Genomic DNA, 17666 nt, shown 5'->3' with positions numbered 1-17666 from the left:
CACCGGTCGACGAGCGAGCCCGCTCGTCGGCCGGTGGCGCCGGGTCCGTCGTCGTCAGGGGCGGGGCACGTGCACCGTCGCGACGATCGCGCGGTGGTCGCTGCCCACGACGTGCAGCGAGTCGACGTCGGTCACGACGTTCTCGCGGTCGGTCACCACGTGGTCGAGGTTGAGCAGCGGCGGCACGACGCCGGGGCGCGGCGACCACGACAGGTCGAGCCCGCCGCCCGAGGCGCGCGTCGCGTCGTGGAACCGGTCGCCGAGCAGCCGGCGGAACGTCGCGTGGTCGTGGGTGGAGTTGAAGTCGCCGACGAGCACCTGGGGCAGCGGGTCGCCGTGCGCGCGCTCGGCGAGCGCGTCCGTCTCCTCGTGCCAGATGTCGACGTACTCCGGGATCGGCGGGATCGGGTGCACCGCGGTGACCCGCACCGGGACGCCGTCGACCTCCACCGTCGCCGACGGCATCGCGTCGTTCGAGAACGGCTCGACGTCCACGTCGCGGAGCGGCAGCGCGCTCCACAGCCCGCTGCCCATGGCGCCGCGCCCGACCTTGCCGTCGGCGCTGTACGGCAGCACGTCCTCGATCCCCGCCGCGACGAGCCGCTCGCGCAGGTCCGTCGTGAGCTCCAGCACGGCGAGCACCTGCACGTCCTCGGTGCGGACGAGGTCGACGAGCGCCTCCGCGTCCGCCGCGCCGTACCAGGTGTTGGCGCCCATCACGCGCAGCGTCACCGCGTCGTCGGGCGGCGCGGGGCCGGGCACGAACGCGGGGACGAGCCACACCGCCTGGACGGCGACGCAGACCGCGAGCAGCGCCGCGAGCAGCCACCGGCGCGCGAGCAGCGTGAGCACGAGCCCCGCGACGGCGCCCAGGGCGACGAACGGCGTGAACCCGACGAGCTGCGCGACGGGCGTCCACGCGTCGTCGGGCAGCATGCGCACGAGCGTGAGAAGGAGCACCGCGACGGCGCCCGTGGCGAGCACGACCGTGAGGGGTCGGCCGCCCGGTCGGCGCCGCGTCGTGACGCGCGCGGGCGGGAGGCGCGTGGTGGCCGAGGTCATGCCCGGACTCTCGCAGCGCCGGCCCCGCCGCCGCGACCCGCCCCACCGGCCCGCCCGGCGATCTCCACGGAACCCGCCCCCCGCCCGTCCCGAACGTCCCGCCCGTCCGCCGAGACCGGACGACGACGCCCCGGCCACCGTGCGGTGACCGGGGCGTCGGTGGAGCGGGTGTCAGCCGAAGATGGCCGGCAGCGTGCCGCGGAAGGCCGCGTCCGCCTCGCTGAGCGGGACGGTGAACAGGCCCGCGACCTCGAGCGCCTCGCCCGACTCGGCGACGGCGCCGGGCTCGGTGCCCGTCTCGCCGATCTTCAGGACGGGGACGCCGCGCGCGACGCACGCGTCGACGAGCTTGGACTCCTCGCCGCGGGGCACCGCGACGAGCGCGCGGGCCGTCGACTCGGAGAACAGCGCCTCGAACGGGGTGACGCCGTCGCGCTCGGTCAGCGCGTCGAGCGACACGGTGGCCCCGACGCCGAAGCGCAGCGACGCCTCGAGGAGCGCCTGCGCGAGCCCGCCCTCGGAGAGGTCGTGCGCGGCCGACACGAGGTCGTCGCGGCTCGCGTTGACGAGGACGCCCGCGAGCGCCTTCTCGGCCGCGAGGTCCACCCGCGGGGGCACGCCGCCCAGGTGGCCGTGCTCGACGTCGGCCCACGCCGAGCCGTCGAGCTCCGCGCGCGTGGTGCCGAGGAGGTAGATGCTCTCCCCCGTCTCGCGCCAGCCCGACGGCGTGGCGTGGGCGACGTCGTCGAGCACGCCGAGCACGCCCACGACCGGGGTCGGGTGGATCGAGGAGTCGATCTGCCCCGGCTCGCCGGTCCCGTTGTAGAGCGACACGTTGCCGCCCGTCACGGGGACGCCGAGCTCGCGGCACGCGTCCGCGAGGCCCTCGATCGCCTCGACGAGCTGCCACATCGAGTCGGGGTCCTCGGGCGAGCCGAAGTTGAGGCAGTCGGTCACGGCGAGCGGGCGGGCGCCCGTCGTCGCGACGTTGCGGTACGCCTCGGCGAGCGCGAGGCGGGCGCCCGTGCGCGGGTCGAGCTTGCCGTAGCGGCCGTTCGCGTCCGTCGCGAGCGCGACGCCGAGGCCCGTGCTCTCGTCGACGCGGACCACGCCCGAGTCGTCAGGCTGCGCGAGCGCGGTGTTGCCCTGGACGAACCGGTCGTACTGGTTCGTCACCCACTCCTTGGACGCGAGGTTCGGCGACGCGAGGAGGCGCAAGGCCGTCGCGCGGAGCTCGTCGCCGCTCTCGGGGCGGGCGAGCGCGTCGGCGTCCACGGTGCGGGCGTTGAGCCCGTCCTGCCACGACGGGCGCGCGTACGGGCGGTGGTACACCGGGCCCTCGTGCGCGACGGTCCGCGGGTCGACGTCGACGATGCGCTCGCCGTGGTGGTCGATCGTCAGGCGCCCGGAGTCGTTGACCTCGCCGATCACGGCGGTCTCGACGTCCCACTTGGCGGTGATGGCGAGGAACTCGTCGAGCTTCTCCGGCGCGACGACCGCCATCATGCGCTCCTGCGACTCGGACATGAGGATCTCGCCCGCGTTGAGCGTCGGGTCGCGCAGCAGGACGTCGTCGAGCCACACGTGCATGCCGCCGTCGCCGTTCGAGGCGAGCTCCGACGTCGCGCACGAGATACCGGCGGCGCCGAGGTCCTGGATGCCCTCCACGACCTGCGCCGCGTAGAGCTCGAGGCAGCACTCGATGAGGACCTTCTCCATGAAGGGGTCGCCCACCTGGACGCTCGGGCGCTTGGCGGGCACGCCGTCCTCGAACGTCTCCGAGGCGAGGATCGAGGCGCCGCCGATGCCGTCGCCGCCCGTGCGGGCGCCGAACAGCACGACCTTGTTGCCGACGCCCGAGGCGTTGGCGAGGTGGATGTCCTCGTGGCGCAGCACGCCGAGGCACAGCGCGTTGACGAGGGGGTTGCCCTGGTACGAGGAGTCGAAGACGAGCTCGCCGCCGATGTTCGGCAGGCCGAGGCTGTTGCCGTACCCGCCGACGCCGCTCACGACGCCGTGCACGACGCGCGCCGTGTCCGGGTGGTCGACGGCGCCGAAGCGGAGCTGGTCCATGACGGCGACGGGGCGCGCGCCCATGGAGATGATGTCGCGCACGATGCCGCCGACACCCGTCGCGGCGCCCTGGTAGGGCTCGACGAACGACGGGTGGTTGTGCGACTCGACCTTGAACGTCACGGCCCAGCCGTCACCGATGTCGACGACGCCCGCGTTCTCGCCGATGCCGACGAGCAGGTGCTTCTTCATCTCGTCCGTGGTCGCCGCGCCGAACTTCGACAGGTGGACCTTGGACGACTTGTACGAGCAGTGCTCGGACCACATGACGGAGTACATCGCGAGCTCCGCGGCCGTGGGGCGACGCCCCAGGATGTCGCGGATGCGCTGGTACTCGTCCGGCTTGAGGCCGAGCTCGGCGAACGGCTGGACCTCGTCGGGCGTGGCGGCGGCATGCTCGACGGTGTCGAGCGTCGGCGCGGCGGGACGAGCCTCGGAGCGTGCGGAAGCCTGGGGTGCGGGGGCGGTCATCGTTTCCCTCGGGTGGGCGCTGAGCGGGGAGCGCACGACGGCGCGCGGCTAGTCTACCGGCGCCCAGGGAGAGGCCGTCCGGGCGTCTCGCGTCGCGGGCGACCGAGAAGTGAGACGAGCGTCTCGCCGTGCGGAAACCGGGTTTCCGGGTTCCGATGGAGGGGTGACCACCCTTCTCGAACCGACGTCCGGCACCGCCCGCAGCAGGACCAGCGACCTCCTCGACCCGCACCTGGAGCGGCTCGGCCACGAGCTCACGCTCGTCGAGCGCCAGCTCAACGGCTACTCCCGGCGCACGGGCTCCTACGTGGGCCGCGGGGCCGTCGAGACCGTCGAGCCGGCGGAGGGCCGCTACCGGGACGAGCTCGAGGCCGAGCGCGAGCGCATCCTGTCGCGCCTCGAGATGCTCAGCGCCATGCGCGTCGCCGCGTCCTGCTGACCACGACCGCGACCGCGACTCCGAGCGCGGCCACCGTGGGGCGCAGGACGGCTCAGATCGTCAGCCCCAGCACGATCGCCAGCACGCCGAGCGCGGGCGGCACGAGCTGGACGAGCGCCGCGCGCGCCTTCGACGGCGACGAGAGGATCAGCACGAGCCCCGCCGCGACCATCGACCCGGCCCCCGCGACCACGAGCGTCAGGCCGACGTCCTGCCGGTCCACCGCGTACAGGACGATGCCGAGCACGACGAGCACCGCGAGGAACAGGTTGTAGAACCCCTGGTTGAAGGCCATCTCGCGCGTGGCGGCCGCCTCCTCCGGGGACGTGCCGAACGTGGCGCGCGTGCGGGCGCTCGTCCACGTGAGCGACTCCATGACGAAGATGTACACGTGGATCGCCGCGGCGACCCCCGCGAGCGCCAGCCCGAACCCGATCATCGTCGGCCCCTCCCGGTCCGCGAGGCCGCACGGTGCGCGGACCCCGGCGTGCCGACCGGGTGTCGCTGCCTCAGCGCTCCTCAGCGTTCCACAGGAGCGGCTCCGCCGCCGCGAGCGCCACGGCCAGCGCGCCGACCACGAGCCCGACGCGCGTGTGCGGCAGGCGCACGCCGCGGTCGCGCAGCCGCTCCCCGCGCCGGTAGACCCACTTCTCCCCCGCGACCACGAGGGTCGTCGCGAGCGCGAGCCCGGCCGCCGCGCCCGCGACGGCGACGCCCGCCGGCACCGGCGTGGTGTCGTCGTCGGCCGTCGCCCAGGTGTTGTCCTCCCGCGGGGCGCCGTCGGCGGTCGTGGTCCCGGGCGTCGCGTCGGCCCCGTCCGCGTCCGCCTCGCGGGCGGCGTCGCGCAGGGAGCGCAGGCCCTCGCGCGCCTCGGTCCCCTCGGTCGTCGAGGTGAACGTCAGCACGACGGCGGCCGTCCCGACCGCGGTCTTGACGAGCGCGCGCGCCCAGCGCGGGCGGACGACGTCGGGCACGGCGTACCACGCCACGGTGGACAGCCCTGCGATCGCCACGGTGCGCGGGTCGGCGACCCGTCGGGTCGGCGCGTGCTCGGTCATCGTGCCCCTTCGTCGGCAGGTGTGCTCGGGGTTCCTAACGGCCCGCGACCGTGCCGAGTTCCTGCAGCGCGGAGGCGTTCGCGCAGGTAGCGCACCGCGGGGGCCTCGGTCATGGTCGCGCGCCACACGACCGTGACCGGGCGGGTCGGGACGGGCTCGCGCACGGGCACGGCGACGACGTCGGCCGGCAGCGGGCCGCGCCCGAGGCGCGGCACGAGCGCGACGGCGAGGCCCTGGGCCACGACCTCGACCTGCGACGCGAACTCGAGGCACCGGAAGTCGATGCGCGGGACGCGCGGCTCGCGCGCGAACATGTGGCAGAACCACTCGTAGCAGATGGTGCCGTCGGGCGTGCAGACCCACGTCTCGTCGAGCAGGTCCGACGGCGTGAGCGCCTCCCGCCCCGCGAGCGCGCTCGACGCGTGCACGAGCACGTCGGCCTCGTCGCGGAACAGCTCCTCGGCGCGCAGGCTCGGGGGCAGCGCGAGGCCGACGCCCTCCCAGTGGTGCACGAGCGCGAGGTCCAGGGTGCCCGCCGCGACGGCCGCGACGGCGTCCCACGGCTCGGTCTCCTCGACGACGAGGCGCAGGTCCGGCACGTCGTCCCGCACCTGCGCGAGGAGCGGTGCGACGACGCCGCGCACGGCCGTCGAGAACGACCCGAGGCGCACGGTCCCCGTGGGGCGGGCGCCGGCGTCGTGCAGGCGGGCCCGCAGCGACTCGACCTGCTCGCGCAGCGCGCGACCCTCCTCGACGACGCGCCGCCCCGCGGCCGTGAGCACGACGCCGCGGCCCTCGCGGTCGAGCAGGCGCGCGCCGAGGTCGCGCTCCAGGCGCTTCACCTGCTGCGAGACGGCGGACGGCGTGTACCCGAGGTCGCGCGCCGCGGCGTGCACGGTGCCGGTGCGCTCGACGGCGAGCAGCGCGTCCACGGCGGCGAGGTCGATCATGCGTCCGATCCTAACCGGAAGCGTCGCTACCGAGAACCGTTCATCACTGTGCGCTGGACGTTCACGGTGCGACGGGCGCACCCTCGATGCCATGCCGCTGCGCCCGTCCCTCCTCGCCGTCCTCGTCGCCGTCGTCTGGGGCGTGAACTTCGTCGTCATCGACCTGGGGCTCGGCGACGTGCCGCCGACGCTGTTCGTCGCCCTGCGCTTCCTCGTCGTGCTGGTCCCGGCGGTCTTCCTCGTCCCGCGGCCGCGCGCACGGTGGCGGGACGTGCTGCTGGTCGGCACGTTCATGAGCCTCGGCCAGTTCGGCCTGCTGTACACCGCGCTCGCGCTCGGCATGCCCGCCGGGCTCGCGTCGCTCGTGCTCCAGGCCCAGGTCGGGCTCACCGTGGTGTTCGCCGCCGCGGCGCTGCGCGAGGTCCCGACGCGTGCGCAGCTCGTGGGCGTGCTGGTCGGCGCGGCCGGGCTGGTCGTCGTCGGCGTGGGCCGCAGCGCCTCGACGCCGGCCCTCGCGTTCGTCGTGACGCTCGCCGCCGCGGCGTCGTGGGCGGTGGGGAACGTCGTCGCCCGACGCGCCGGGAGCCGCCGCGACCTGGCCTCTCCCTCGCGTGACCAGGGCTCTACCCCGCGCGACCTGGGCTCTACCTCGCGCGACCAGGGCTCTCCCTCGCGGCCCGGGCTGGAGGGGCTGTCGATGACGGTGTGGTCGGCGCTCGTGGTGCCGGTCCCCATGCTCGGGCTGTCGCTCGCGCTCGACGGGCCGGACGCCGTCGGGCACGCGCTCACCCACCTCACGCTCGCGCCGGTCCTGTCGACCCTCTACACCGCCTGGCTCGCGAGCCTCGTGGGCTACGGGATCTGGAACACGCTCCTCGCGCGGTACCCGGCGTCGGCGGTCGTGCCGTTCACGATGCTCGTGCCGCCGGTCGGGATGCTCGCCGCGTGGCTCGTGCTCGACGAGGTGCCGAACGCGGCCGAGGTGGTGGGCGGCGTCGTGCTCCTGCTGGGTGTCGCGACGACGACGGGCGTCCTCGGGCGACGGCGCTCGCCCGGCACGGCGGTCGCGCCCGGCGCGACGGCCGTCCCCGGCACGGCGGTCGCGCCCGACGCGGCGGCGTCCTTCGTCGCGACCGACCCGCCCTCCGCTCCCGGGCGCCCCGACGCGACCGCGACCGACGGTCCGACCGGGACACGCGCGCGTTCGCGCTGACAGGACGCCCGCGCGGGGGTTCCATGGGAGTCCGGGACGTCCGAGACGCGAGGGAGCCTCTCATGAGCGAGACCGCGGGCCGCACGGAGGAACGGCAGCAACCGGAGCTCAAGCGCGTCATGGGGCCCAAGCTGCTCCTGCTGTTCATCGTCGGGGACATCCTGGGCACAGGCGTGTACGCGCTCACCGGCCAGGTCGCGGGCGAGGTCGGCGGGGCGGCGTGGCTGCCGTTCCTGCTCGCGTTCGTCGTCGCGACGATCACCGCGTTCTCCTACCTCGAGCTCGTCACGAAGTACCCGAGCGCCGCGGGCGCCGCGCTCTACACGCACAAGGCGTTCGGCATCCACCTGCTGACGTTCGTCGTCGCGTTCATGGTCATGAGCTCCGGGATCACGTCGGCCTCCACGGCGTCCAACGCGTTCGCGGGGTTCGTCTCCGACGGGTTCGGGCTCGAGCTGCCGACGGGCGGGGACGGGCGCCTGCTCATCGCCCTCGCCTTCATGGCCCTCGTCGCGCTCGTCAACCTGCGCGGGGTCGGGGAGAGCGTCAAGGCGAACGTCGTGCTGTCGCTCGTCGAACTGTCCGGCCTCCTGCTCGTCATCTTCGTGGGGCTGTGGGCGACGACGCAGGGCCGCGCCGACTTCTCGCGCGTCGTCGTGTTCGAGAGCGCCGACGACAAGAGCGTGTTCCTCGCCGTCACCGCCGCGACGACGCTCGCGTTCTTCGCGATGGTCGGGTTCGAGGACTCCGTGAACATGGCCGAGGAGTGCAAGAACCCCGTGCGGGACTTCCCGCGCATGATGCTCACCGGGCTCTCGATCACGGGCGCGATCTACGTGCTCGTCGCGATCACCGCCGTCGCGCTCGTCCCCGTGGGCGACCTCACGGACGACGCCAAGGGGTCCGCGCTCACGCAGGTCGTCGCGGCGGGCGCGCCGAACCTGCCGTTCGACACGATCTTCCCGTTCATCGGGATGTTCGCCGTCGCTAACTCCGCGCTCATCAACATGCTCATGGCGTCCCGCCTGCTCTACGGCATGGCGAACCAGGGCGTGCTGCCGCGCGCGTTCGGCCAGGTGCACCCGTTCCGCCGCACGCCGTGGGTCGCGATCCTCGTGACGACGGCCATCGCGTTCGCGCTCATCGTGTACGTCGTGCGGCAGTCCGGGACCGCGGCGGGCACCAACGCGGTCGCCCTGCTGGGCGGGACGACGTCGCTGCTCCTGCTCGCCGTCTTCACGATCGTCAACATCGCGCTCCTCGTGCTGCGCCGCGACCGCGTCGACCACGAGCACTTCCGCACCCGCACCTGGCTCGCGGTGCTCGGCGCCCTCACGTGCGCGTACCTCGCCGGGCCGTGGGCCCGCAGCGCCGAGCAGCAGGAGCAGTACGTCATCGCGGGCGCGCTCGTGGCCCTCGGGGTCGTGCTCTCGTTCGTCACGTGGCTCTACAACCGCTCGGTGCGCCACCGCCGGATCGCGTTCTCCGACGTGTCGCGCCTGGAGGACGACGTCGACGACGACGGCCCGGGGCGGTGACCGCCGTCGCGCATGATGGGTCCATGCAGACCCGTGTCGCCGCCTACGCCGTGGTCGTCCGCGAGGACGGCCGGATGCTCCTCCCCCACTGGAGCGAGGGGGACCGCGGCGGCTGGACGCTGCCCGGCGGCGGCATCGACCCGGGCGAGGACCCCGCCGCCGCGGCCGTCCGCGAGGTGCGCGAGGAGACCGGCTACGACGTCGAGCTCGACGGCCTGCTCGGCGTCGACAGCCTCGTGATCGACGCCGCCGACCGGATCCGGCCCGAGGACCGCGACCGGTCGCTGCACGCGATCCGCATCGTCTACCGGGCCCACGTGGTGGGCGGCGAGCTGCGCGTCGAGGAGGACGAGTCGACCGACGACGTCGGCTGGTTCACGCCCGACGAGGTCGACGCGCTGGACCGCGTCGGCCTCGTCGACGTGGCCCGCCGCTGGGCCGGCCTGCTCCCCGTGCCGTCGTGACCCGCTCGCGCCGGGTGGCCGGCGGGCTGCCCGGGACGACGGTGCTGGGCGCGCTCGCCGTCGCCGTCCTCGTCCCGGCCGCGCTCGCCGCGTGCACGCCCGGCACCCCGGCGCCGGACCCGGACGTGGTGACGTCCGCACCGGTGCAGGTCCCGTCGCCCGGCCCGGGCGCCACCACCGAGGACGGCGGAGCCGCGGACGACCCGGACGGCGACCGGCACGGCGACACCGAGCCCGCGTCCGTGCGCGTTCCCGTGGGGACGGCGACGGTCGAGCTCGCCGTACTCCCGCCGACGTCGGGCGGGGCGACGCCTCCCCGCGTCACGGCCGACGCCGAGGGTGCGTCCGACGTCACGCTCGCCCTCGCGGGTGCCGCCGCCGTGGTCTCGGTGGAGGGCGGCTCGCTCGTGCGCCACGCGGACGGCACGCTCACCGTCCTGGACGACGGCGGCACGCCCGTCGGCGGGCTCGGCGCCCCGCGCGTCGTGGGCCGGCACGGCGCGCCGGGCACGCCCGGCGCGGACGGCGCGGACGGCGCAAGCGGGGCGGCGAGCGGGGCGGCCGACGGCGCGGACGCCGGCCCCGCGGCGAGCACCCCCGCGCCCGGGACCCCGCGCGTCCGGGTCGCGCTCGTCGACGCCCACCGCGCGGAGGTGACGCTCGTGGGGACCGCGGGGACGACGTCGGACGCGGACGACGCGGCGGGCGCTCCCGCCGGGGACGCGGATGGGACCGCGACGCCGGACGCCGCCGCGGCGTGGGACGTCGTCGTCCCGCTCGGCACGCGCGCGGTGCGGAGCACCGGCTGGGGCGAACGCGAGGGCGGCCGATCGCTCGCCGTCGACCCGACGGCGTGGGCCCGCGCCGCCGGGCAGGCGGGCCGTGAGCTCGTGTGGGCGCAGGTCGTCGCCGCCGAGCCGGAGGCCGACACCCCGACGATGCACGACCAGCTCGTGTGCCACGCCGTCGGCGCCCCGGACAAGGCGACGTGGAACCTCGAGCCCTGGCGGCCCGACGTCGGGCTGCTCGCCACGATGTCCGCGCGCTGCAACCCCGTCTGACCACCGCCGTCGACCCGACTGCGGCCCGCGCACCGGCTCGGCCGCCGAGCACGACGTCCCTCCCCGTCGAGCACGAGGTTCCTGTCGGCACGCGCCTCGGAACGACACGAACCTCGTGCTCGGCGACCGGGACGGAGACCGAGACGGCAACGGCCCGGGCGGCGCGACGGCTGGTGGACGTCGTGCCGCCCGGGCCTGACCCTCGGCAGCGGTACCGCTCCGCCTGCGACGCCGAGGACGTTCCGGGGTGGCGCCGAGGACGGCGCCGGGGTGGTCAGCGGGCCTGCGGGCCGCCCTTCGCGGCCTTGCGCAGCGACTTCTCGCTCCGCGGCTCGTCGCCGCTCGCGCGCAGGCGCCGGTAGTAGTCGCGCGCCTCGTCCTGGCGCTCCTTCTCGATGCCCGTCGCGATCGTCGCGCGCAGGTGCTCGGGGCCGTAGCCCCAGGCGTCGACGAGGTCCTGCGCGTGCGGACGCAGCCGGTCGATGAGGCGGTCGAGGTAGCTCGTGACCGTGCGCGCGCGCTGCGTCGAGAGGCGCCCGTTGAGCAGGTACCAGGCGAGGTGCCGCTCGACGAGGCTCAGGCCGAACAGGTCGCGCACCGTGGTGAGGACCTCGCGCGTGCCCGCGTCCTCGATCGTGCCGAGCGCCTGCGTGAACGCCTCCCAGCGCAGCAGCTCCGCGTGGGCGCGGGCCGCCTCGACGAGCTCGACCTGGTGGGCGTTGAACAGGTTCGTCGCCGTCTCCGGGTCGGCCTTCTGCGCCGGGCGCAGCGCCTGCGCGACGTCCGCGACCATCGTCTCGACCCGGTCGGTGAGCAGCGCGCGCTGCGTCTCGGGGTCGCGCAGGTGGCCGGCCGCGCGGCGCGGGTCGCCGACGTCCGCGAGCGCCTGGGCGGCCCGCTTGAGCGGCGTGCGGTGCAGCGCCATGTCGCCCGCGCGCTCGACGACGACGCGTGCCATCTGGCCCGGGGTGATGCCCTTGAACTGCTTGCCGTAGTCCGCGAGCAGGCGCTTCGCGACGAGCTGGAGCAGCACGGTGTTGTCGCCCTCGAACGTCGCGTACACGTCGAGGTCCGCGCGCAGGCTCGTGATGCGGTTGGTCGTGAGGAATCCGGCCCCGCCGCACGCCTCGCGCGTCTCCTGGAGCACGTCGAGCGCGAACCGCGTGCTCGTCGCCTTGAGCGCGGCCGCCGTCGTCTCGAGGTCCTCGCGCTGCTCCGGGGTGTCCTCCTCGCCGGAGAACACCGAGTGGAACAGGTCGAGCAGGCGGTCGTGCGCGAAGTGCGCCGCGTAGGTCTCCGCGATGGGGACGATCAGGCGACGCTTGTGCGTGCCGTAGTCGAGGAGCACGACCTCCTCCGTCGGCGTCGCCCCCGTGAACTGGCGGCGCTCGTTCGCGTACCGCACCGCGATCGCGAGGCCGAGCTTCGCCGCGGTCACCGCGGCGCCGTCGAGCGACACGCGGCCCTGGACGAGCGAGCCGAGCATCGTGAAGAAGCGGCGTCCGGGGCTGTCGATGGGGCTGGAGTACGTGCCGTCGGCGTCCACCGAGCCGTAGCGGGCGAGCAGGTCGGTGCGCGGGACCCGCACGTGGTCGAAGTGCAGGCGCCCGTTGTCGATGCCGTTGAGGCCGCCCTTCTGGCCGTCGTCCTCGCCGCCCACGCCGGGCAGGAAGGGCAGCCGGCCGAGCTCGTCGCGCTCACCCGCGGTGTCGCGGATGGGCACGTAGAACGCGTGCACGCCGTGGTTGACGTTCTTCGTGATCAGCTGCGCGAACACGACCGCGGCGACGCCGTGCACGCCCGCGTTCCCGAGGTAGTCCTTCCACGCCCCGCGGAACGGGGTGTGGATGACGAACTCCTCGGTCTCCGGGTCGTACGTCGCCGTGGTGGCGATGCTCGCGACGTCGGACCCGTGGCCGATCTCCGTCATCGCGAACGCGCCCGGCACCGAGAGGTCCATGGCGCCCGGCAGGAGGCGGTCCTGCTGCTCGGGCGTGCCCAGGTGCAGGATCGCCGAGCCGAACAGCCCCCACTGCACGCCCGCCTTGATCTGCAGCGACGGGTCGGCCGCGACGAGCTCCTCGAACCCGGCGAGGTTGCCGCCCGCGTCGTCCGCGCCGCCGAGGCGCTCCGGGTACCCGCGCCACACCTGGCCCTTGCCCACGAGCAGGTGCATCTGCTCCAGCACGCGCTCGCGGTGCTCGCGCAGGCTCTGACCCTCGATGCGCTGGAACGCCTCCTCGCCCGCGGTCGCGCGCGCCGCCGCGCGCAGGTCGGCCCAGCGGCCGAGCAGGATCTTCTCGAGGGCGGCGACGTCGACGCGGGCGGGGCCCTGCGACGTCGGGCCCGCGTCGCCGGCGCTCGTCGTGCGCGGTGCGAGCGCGGGACGGTCGGACGTGGCGGTCATGGCTTCTCCTTGGGGTCTGAGGCGGTCGCCGGGTGCGGAGGGCGGACGGCGTCCGGGCGGGTCGCGCCCGGGTTGTGGGAGAGGACGCCGACGGGGCCGGCCCACAGCCACGCGGCGACGCGCTCGGTGAGCTGCTCGCGGTCGGGGACGTCGGCGCGGTCGCGGTGGGCGAGCCACCACTCGCCGGCGCCCCGGACGAACCCGACGGCGCCCGCGGCCCACGCCGCGGCGTCGGCCGGGGAGACGTCGGTGACCCGGGCGAAGGGCTCGGCGACGAGCTCGATCACCGAGTCGAGGAAGGCGGCGAGCGGGGCGCGGTCGGCGCCGCCCGCGCCCTGGGTGAGGCCGCTCGCCGCGAGCTGGGCGGCGGGCTCCTCCGTCCCCGCGACGGCGCTCGTCCGGGTGACGAAGTAGTACACGTTCGGCGAGCTCTCGATCATCTCGAGGTACACGCCGACCATCGCGCGCAGCGCGCGCTTGGGCGTCTCCGCGGCCTCGGCCGCCTGGGTCAGGGCGTCGTGCATCTGCCCCACGACGGCGGAGCCCAGGGCGACCTGGAGCCCGGTCTTGTCGTCGAAGTAGCGGTAGATGATCGACTTCGACGTACCCGACGCCGCCGCGATCTCGTCCATGGAGACCCCGGGGCCTCCCCGGTGCACCGCCTTGCTGGCCGCCCGGATGAGCTCCGCGCGGCGCGCCGCCCGGTGCTCGTCCCAGCGGGTCGACCGACCGTCGACCGCGGCGGCCGGCTGCACCCGCCCTCGGGTGACCGGTCGCGCGTCGGCACCTGCGTTCACGTCGTCCTCCGTTGCGCCCGACCTCGATGTCGTCGGCACCTCGTCACGGGTGCCGTGCCGGGGCAGGGCACAGCCCTGTGACCCGACTCACGAAACCGAGAGTATCAGGTACTCTTGGTATTGGACACCAACCGGCCCTCTCCCCCGCCTCGCGCACGCCGTGCCGAGGCGCCCTCCCGGGCCGGCACCGAACGCAGCGCAGCGAGCACGGACAGGAAGTGAGGCACAGTGGCCACCAGCACCAGCCCCCGCCCGACCCCCGAGCAGTCCCCCCGGGAACACGCCCCCGCGGGCGCTCCCCGCGACGCGTGGGTCGTGGGCGGGAACCGCATCCCGTTCGCCCGCGCCGGCAAGAAGTACGCGTCCGCGAGCAACCAGGAGATGTTCACCGCCGCGCTCGAAGGGCTCGTCGCGCGCTTCGGCCTCCAGGGCGAGCGGCTCGGGGAGGTCGTCGGCGGCGCCGTGCTCAAGCACTCCCGCGACTTCAACCTCGTGCGCGAGTCCGTGCTCGGGTCGTCGCTCTCCCCGCAGACCCCGGCCTACGACCTCCAGCAGGCGTGCGCGACCGGCCTGGAGGCGACCATCGCCGTCGCGAACAAGATCCGTCTCGGCCAGGTCGAGTCGGGCGTCGCGGGCGGCTCCGACACCGTGTCCGACGCCCCCATCGCCGTGAGCGAGGGCCTGCGCCGGGCGCTGCTCGAGGCGAGCCACGCCAAGACGCTCGGCCAGCGCGTCAAGGCGTTCGCGAAGGTCCGCCCCGCCGACCTCGCGCCGCTCACGCCCGCGACCGACGAGCCGCGCACCGGCCTGTCGATGGGCGAGCACCAGGCGATCACGACGGCCCGCTGGGACATCTCGCGCGAGGCGCAGGACGAGCTCGCGCTCGCGAGCCACGAGCACCTCGCGGCCGCGTGGGACGCCGGGTTCTTCGACGACCTCGTCACCCCGTTCCGCGGGCTCGTGCGCGACGACAACCTGCGCGCCGACTCGTCGCTCGAGAAGCTCGCCGCGCTCAAGCCGGTGTACGGCAAGCGTCTGGAGGGCGTCACCCCGACCATGACGGCGGGCAACTCGACCCCGCTCACCGACGGCGCGTCGACCGTCCTCCTCGCCTCGGCCGAGTGGGCGCGCGAGCGCGACCTGCCGCTGCTCGCGCGCGTCGTCGACGCGGAGACCGCCGCCGTCGACTTCGTGCACGGCCACGAGGGCCTGCTCATGGCGCCCGCGCACGCGGTCCCCCGCCTGCTCGCCCGCAACGGGCTCGCACTCGGCGACTTCGACCTCTACGAGATCCACGAGGCGTTCGCGTCGACCGTGCTCACGACGCTCAAGGCCTGGGAGGACGACGAGTACTGCCGCACCGAGCTCGGGCTCGACGGCGCGCTCGGCTCGATCGACCGCTCGCGGCTCAACGTGAACGGCTCCTCGCTCGCCGCGGGCCACCCGTTCGCCGCGACCGGCGGGCGCATCGTCGCGACGGCGGCCAAGCTCCTCGCGCAGCGCACCGCCGAGACCGGGGCACCCGCGCGTGCGCTGATCTCCGTGTGCGCCGCGGGCGGCCTCGGCGTCGCCGCGATCCTCGAGTCCGTCCCCGCGACCGACGCCGCCTGACGCCCCGACGACCGAGAGGAACACCCGTGACCGACTCCTACGTCCAGGCCGTCAACTCCGGCTTCACGAAGACGCTCGCCAAGAAGCTCGGCCTCCCGCGCCCCGCGGTCCTGCGCCGCTTCCGCGCGGGCGACCCGCTCACCGTCGGGCCCGTGCTCGTGCTCGGCGGCACGCCGGGCGTGCGCGACGACGCCGACCTCGTCGCCGAGGCCCTGCTCGGCTGGGACCTCGACGTCCGCCAGACCCCGGACGACACGACCCGCTGGGGCGCGGTCGTCGTCGTGCTCAGCGGGATCGAGCGGCCGCAGGACGCGTCCGCGCCCGTCATGGCGCTCTCGGCGACGCTCCGCCGCCTCGCGCCCAACGGCCGCGTCGTGACGATCTCGCGCGCCCCCGCCGACACCGACTCCCCCGAGCTCGCCGCCGCCCGCGAGGGCGTCGACGGGTTCCTGCGGTCCGTCGCCAAGGAGCTGCGCTACGGCGCGACCGCCAACGGCATCCAGGTGACCGACGACGCCCCCGTCGACAGCCCGAGCGTCCTCGCGACCCTCCGCTTCTTCCTCTCGGCGAAGTCCGCGTTCGTCGACGGCCAGCTCCTCCGGGTGGGTCCGAGCGCGACCGACGGCGCCTCCGGGAGCACCTCCGCCGACCTCGACCAGCCGCTCGCCGGCAAGGTCGCCGTCGTCACGGGCGCGGCCCGCGGCATCGGGGCGCAGGTCGCCCGGACGCTCGCGCGCGACGGCGCGAAGGTCGTCGTCGTCGACGTGCCCGCGGCGGGCGAGGCGCTCGCCCGGGTCGCGAACGAGATCAAGGGCACGGCGCTGCAGCTCGACGTGACCGCCGACGACGCGGGCGCCCGGATCCTCGAGCACGCCCGCGCACGGCACGGCGGGCTCGACGTCCTCGTGCACAACGCCGGCATCCTGCGCGACAAGCTGCTCGCCAACATGTCGCCCGACAAGTGGGACGCGGTGGTCGCGGTGAACCTCGCCGCACAGCTGCGGATCACGGAGTACCTGCTCGGCGCGAACGGGTTCTCCTCCGCGCCGCGCGTCGTGTCCCTCGCTTCGACGAGCGGGATCGCGGGCAACCGGGGCCAGGCGAACTACGCGTTCTCCAAGGCGGGCGTCATCGGGCACACGCGCGCGTTCGCCCGCCTGCTCGCGGCGCCGGGCGGTCCGGGCGGGACGGCGAACGCCGTCGCGCCGGGCTTCATCGAGACGGACATGACGGCGTCGATCCCGTTCGTGCAGCGCGAGGTCGCGCGCCGCGTCGCGTCGCTCCAGCAGGGCGGCCAGCCCGTGGACGTCGCCGAGGCGATCGCGTTCCTCGCGTCGCCCGCGGCCGGGGGCGTCAACGGGCAGGTGCTGCGCGTGTGCGGGCAGAACGTGGTGGGCCGGTGACGGCGCCCGCGGGCGCCCCGGCGCGCGTCGAGACGCTGCCCGCCGTCCCGGGTCTGGGCGGCCTGTACGTGCGCGGGCTCGCGGCGTCGGGCCGGATCGCGGCGGCGCACCGGCTGCCCGTCCGGGGCGGCCGGACGGAGCTGACGCTCCCGGACGTCACCTACCGGGTCGCGGCCGTCCCGACGGGCGACGACGCGGCGCCGGGCCACGTCGGCAGCGCCGCGCACCTCGCGCGGTACGCGCGGCTCGTGGGCGAGGCGCCGTCGGACGTCCTGCCCGCCGGGTACCTGCACGTGCTGGGGTTCCCGCTCGCGACGGCCGTCATGGTGCGGGCCGACTTCCCGCTCCCGCTGCTCGGCATGGTGCACCTCGCGAACTCGGTGTCCGTGCTGCGCCCGGTGCGGCTCGGGGACGCGCTCGAGGTCCGCGCGTGGGCGCAGGACCTGCGCCCGCACCGTCGCGGGGTCCAGGTGGACCTCGTCACGGAGGTCTCGGTGCTGCGCACGGACGACGAGCGCGCCGCGGGGAGCGGGCTGGCCGCGACGACGCTCGCCTACCGGGGCGTCTCGACGTACCTCGCGAAGGGCGCGTCCCTCCCGGGCGGCCCCGCCCCGGCCGACGCCGAGGGCCCCGCCGCGTTCGTCCCGCCCCTGCCCACCGCGCGGTGGAGGCTCGGGGCGGGGACCGGCCGCGCGTACGCGGCGGTGTCCGGCGACCGCAACCCGATCCACACCTCGGCGCTGGGCGCCAAGGCGTTCGGGTTCCCGCGCGCCATCGCGCACGGCATGTACACCGCGGCGCGGGCGCTCGCCGAGGCGGGCCCCGGTCGCGGCGACGCCTACGACTGGACCGTCACGTTCGCCAAGCCGGTGCTGCTCCCCGGCACGGTCGACGTCGCGCTGCGCCCGGCGGCCGACGTGCCCGCCGAGGTGCGGGACGCCGTCGGGCAGGTCGCGGCGGCCGTGCCCGACGGCGCGGGCGACCCGGGCACGGGCGTCACCTACCAGGCGTGGGACGGCAAGGGCCGCCTCCACCTCGCGGGCCGCGTCACCCCCCGCCCCTGACCCCCGCTGCCGAGCACGGGGTTGATGTCGTTCTCGAGCGCATGACGACACCTAC

Annotated in this window: 15 protein-coding genes; 8 read left to right on the top strand and 7 right to left on the bottom strand. The window is 75.3% G+C overall.

The window, feature by feature from the left end; translation table 11 throughout:
- Positions 1-54: 54 nt before the first annotated feature.
- On the bottom strand, positions 55-1062 hold the full coding sequence (locus HKK73_RS02900) for an endonuclease/exonuclease/phosphatase family protein (RefSeq protein WP_171467401.1): 1008 nt from the start codon (positions 1060-1062) through the stop codon (positions 55-57).
- Positions 1063-1233: 171 nt separating this feature from the next.
- Positions 1234-3606 carry a phosphoribosylformylglycinamidine synthase subunit PurL gene (gene purL, locus HKK73_RS02895; RefSeq protein WP_043657435.1) on the bottom strand — a complete coding sequence of 791 codons (2373 nt, stop codon included), beginning with the start codon at positions 3604-3606 and terminating at the stop codon, positions 1234-1236.
- Between the two features lie 163 nt (positions 3607-3769).
- Between purL and HKK73_RS02890 the strand changes: the two genes are divergently transcribed.
- Positions 3770-4045, top strand: a complete 276-nt coding sequence (locus HKK73_RS02890; RefSeq protein WP_034651373.1) for a hypothetical protein — start codon at positions 3770-3772, stop codon at positions 4043-4045.
- A 52-nt stretch (positions 4046-4097) separates the two neighbouring features.
- Here the strand turns inward: HKK73_RS02890 and HKK73_RS02885 are convergent, their stop codons facing one another.
- The 3 genes from HKK73_RS02885 to HKK73_RS02875 form a co-directional block, all read right to left on the bottom strand.
- Positions 4098-4484: a DUF1304 domain-containing protein gene (locus HKK73_RS02885; RefSeq protein WP_043657438.1), complete on the bottom strand. Its 387-nt coding sequence runs from the start codon at positions 4482-4484 to the stop codon at positions 4098-4100.
- Positions 4485-4554: 70 nt separating this feature from the next.
- Entirely contained in the window at positions 4555-5103 is a 549-nt protein-coding gene (locus HKK73_RS02880) for a hypothetical protein (protein ID WP_043657442.1), read from the bottom strand.
- Entirely contained in the window at positions 5100-6053 is a 954-nt protein-coding gene (locus HKK73_RS02875; protein WP_051028372.1) for a LysR family transcriptional regulator, read from the bottom strand. The genes HKK73_RS02880 and HKK73_RS02875 overlap by 4 nt, the downstream gene beginning before the upstream one ends.
- 91 nt (positions 6054-6144) lie before the next feature.
- Here HKK73_RS02875 and HKK73_RS02870 point away from each other — a divergent pair, with 91 nt between their 5' ends.
- The 4 genes from HKK73_RS02870 to HKK73_RS19050 all read left to right on the top strand — a co-directional run bounded on the left by HKK73_RS02870 (position 6145) and on the right by HKK73_RS19050 (position 10329).
- Positions 6145-7266 (top strand): EamA family transporter, encoded by a 1122-nt coding sequence (locus HKK73_RS02870; protein ID WP_051028373.1) that lies wholly within the window; start codon positions 6145-6147, stop codon positions 7264-7266.
- Between the two features lie 62 nt (positions 7267-7328).
- Entirely contained in the window at positions 7329-8804 is a 1476-nt protein-coding gene (locus tag HKK73_RS02865; RefSeq protein WP_043657451.1) for an APC family permease, read from the top strand.
- A 23-nt stretch (positions 8805-8827) separates the two neighbouring features.
- The gene (locus HKK73_RS02860) at positions 8828-9268 is read left to right on the top strand and encodes an NUDIX hydrolase (RefSeq protein ID WP_043657470.1); all 441 of its coding nucleotides are present in this window, start codon (positions 8828-8830) and stop codon (positions 9266-9268) included.
- Positions 9265-10329 carry a DUF2599 domain-containing protein gene (locus HKK73_RS19050; RefSeq protein WP_253705761.1) on the top strand — a complete coding sequence of 355 codons (1065 nt, stop codon included), beginning with the start codon at positions 9265-9267 and terminating at the stop codon, positions 10327-10329. The genes HKK73_RS02860 and HKK73_RS19050 overlap by 4 nt, the downstream gene beginning before the upstream one ends.
- A gap of 274 nt (positions 10330-10603) precedes the next feature.
- Here HKK73_RS19050 and HKK73_RS02850 read toward each other — a convergent pair whose 3' ends face one another.
- Both HKK73_RS02850 and HKK73_RS02845 read right to left on the bottom strand, forming a co-directional pair.
- On the bottom strand, positions 10604-12736 hold the full coding sequence (locus HKK73_RS02850) for an acyl-CoA dehydrogenase (RefSeq protein ID WP_171467400.1): 2133 nt from the start codon (positions 12734-12736) through the stop codon (positions 10604-10606).
- Entirely contained in the window at positions 12733-13533 is an 801-nt protein-coding gene (locus HKK73_RS02845; protein WP_232322631.1) for a TetR/AcrR family transcriptional regulator, read from the bottom strand. The genes HKK73_RS02850 and HKK73_RS02845 overlap by 4 nt, the downstream gene beginning before the upstream one ends.
- Positions 13534-13761: 228 nt before the next feature.
- Between HKK73_RS02845 and HKK73_RS02840 the strand changes: the two genes are divergently transcribed.
- From HKK73_RS02840 to HKK73_RS02830, 3 genes are read left to right on the top strand one after another with little or no spacing between them, the layout of a single operon-like run.
- A complete protein-coding gene (locus HKK73_RS02840; protein ID WP_085386619.1) occupies positions 13762-15144 on the top strand; it encodes an acetyl-CoA C-acetyltransferase in 1383 nt (460 codons plus the stop codon).
- A 26-nt stretch (positions 15145-15170) separates the two neighbouring features.
- Positions 15171-16547, top strand: a complete 1377-nt coding sequence (locus tag HKK73_RS02835; protein WP_043654488.1) for a 3-oxoacyl-ACP reductase — start codon at positions 15171-15173, stop codon at positions 16545-16547.
- The gene (locus HKK73_RS02830; RefSeq protein WP_043654491.1) at positions 16544-17611 is read left to right on the top strand and encodes a MaoC/PaaZ C-terminal domain-containing protein; all 1068 of its coding nucleotides are present in this window, start codon (positions 16544-16546) and stop codon (positions 17609-17611) included. Before HKK73_RS02835 ends, HKK73_RS02830 begins: the two co-directional genes overlap by 4 nt.
- Positions 17612-17666 lie beyond the last annotated feature (55 nt).

Origin of the sequence: Cellulosimicrobium sp. 72-3 (assembly GCF_013127315.1) — a bacterium.
Lineage (GTDB): Bacteria > Actinomycetota > Actinomycetes > Actinomycetales > Cellulomonadaceae > Cellulosimicrobium > Cellulosimicrobium funkei.
This window is presented reverse-complemented; position numbering and strand designations above follow the sequence as displayed.

What these genes read in the sequence shown, in the direction of transcription:
- HKK73_RS02900 (WP_171467401.1), bottom strand. Translation starts at nt 1,062, where the DNA reads ATGACCTCGGCCACCACGCGCCTCCCGCCCGCGCGCGTCACGACGCGG.
- purL (WP_043657435.1), bottom strand. Translation starts at nt 3,606, where the DNA reads ATGACCGCCCCCGCACCCCAGGCTTCCGCACGCTCCGAGGCTCGTCCC.
- HKK73_RS02885 (WP_043657438.1), bottom strand. Translation starts at nt 4,484, where the DNA reads ATGATCGGGTTCGGGCTGGCGCTCGCGGGGGTCGCCGCGGCGATCCAC.
- HKK73_RS02880 (WP_043657442.1), bottom strand. Translation starts at nt 5,103, where the DNA reads ATGACCGAGCACGCGCCGACCCGACGGGTCGCCGACCCGCGCACCGTG.
- HKK73_RS02875 (WP_051028372.1), bottom strand. Translation starts at nt 6,053, where the DNA reads ATGATCGACCTCGCCGCCGTGGACGCGCTGCTCGCCGTCGAGCGCACC.
- HKK73_RS02870 (WP_051028373.1), top strand. Translation starts at nt 6,145, where the DNA reads ATGCCGCTGCGCCCGTCCCTCCTCGCCGTCCTCGTCGCCGTCGTCTGG.
- HKK73_RS02865 (WP_043657451.1), top strand. Translation starts at nt 7,329, where the DNA reads ATGAGCGAGACCGCGGGCCGCACGGAGGAACGGCAGCAACCGGAGCTC.
- HKK73_RS02860 (WP_043657470.1), top strand. Translation starts at nt 8,828, where the DNA reads ATGCAGACCCGTGTCGCCGCCTACGCCGTGGTCGTCCGCGAGGACGGC.
- HKK73_RS02850 (WP_171467400.1), bottom strand. Translation starts at nt 12,736, where the DNA reads ATGACCGCCACGTCCGACCGTCCCGCGCTCGCACCGCGCACGACGAGC.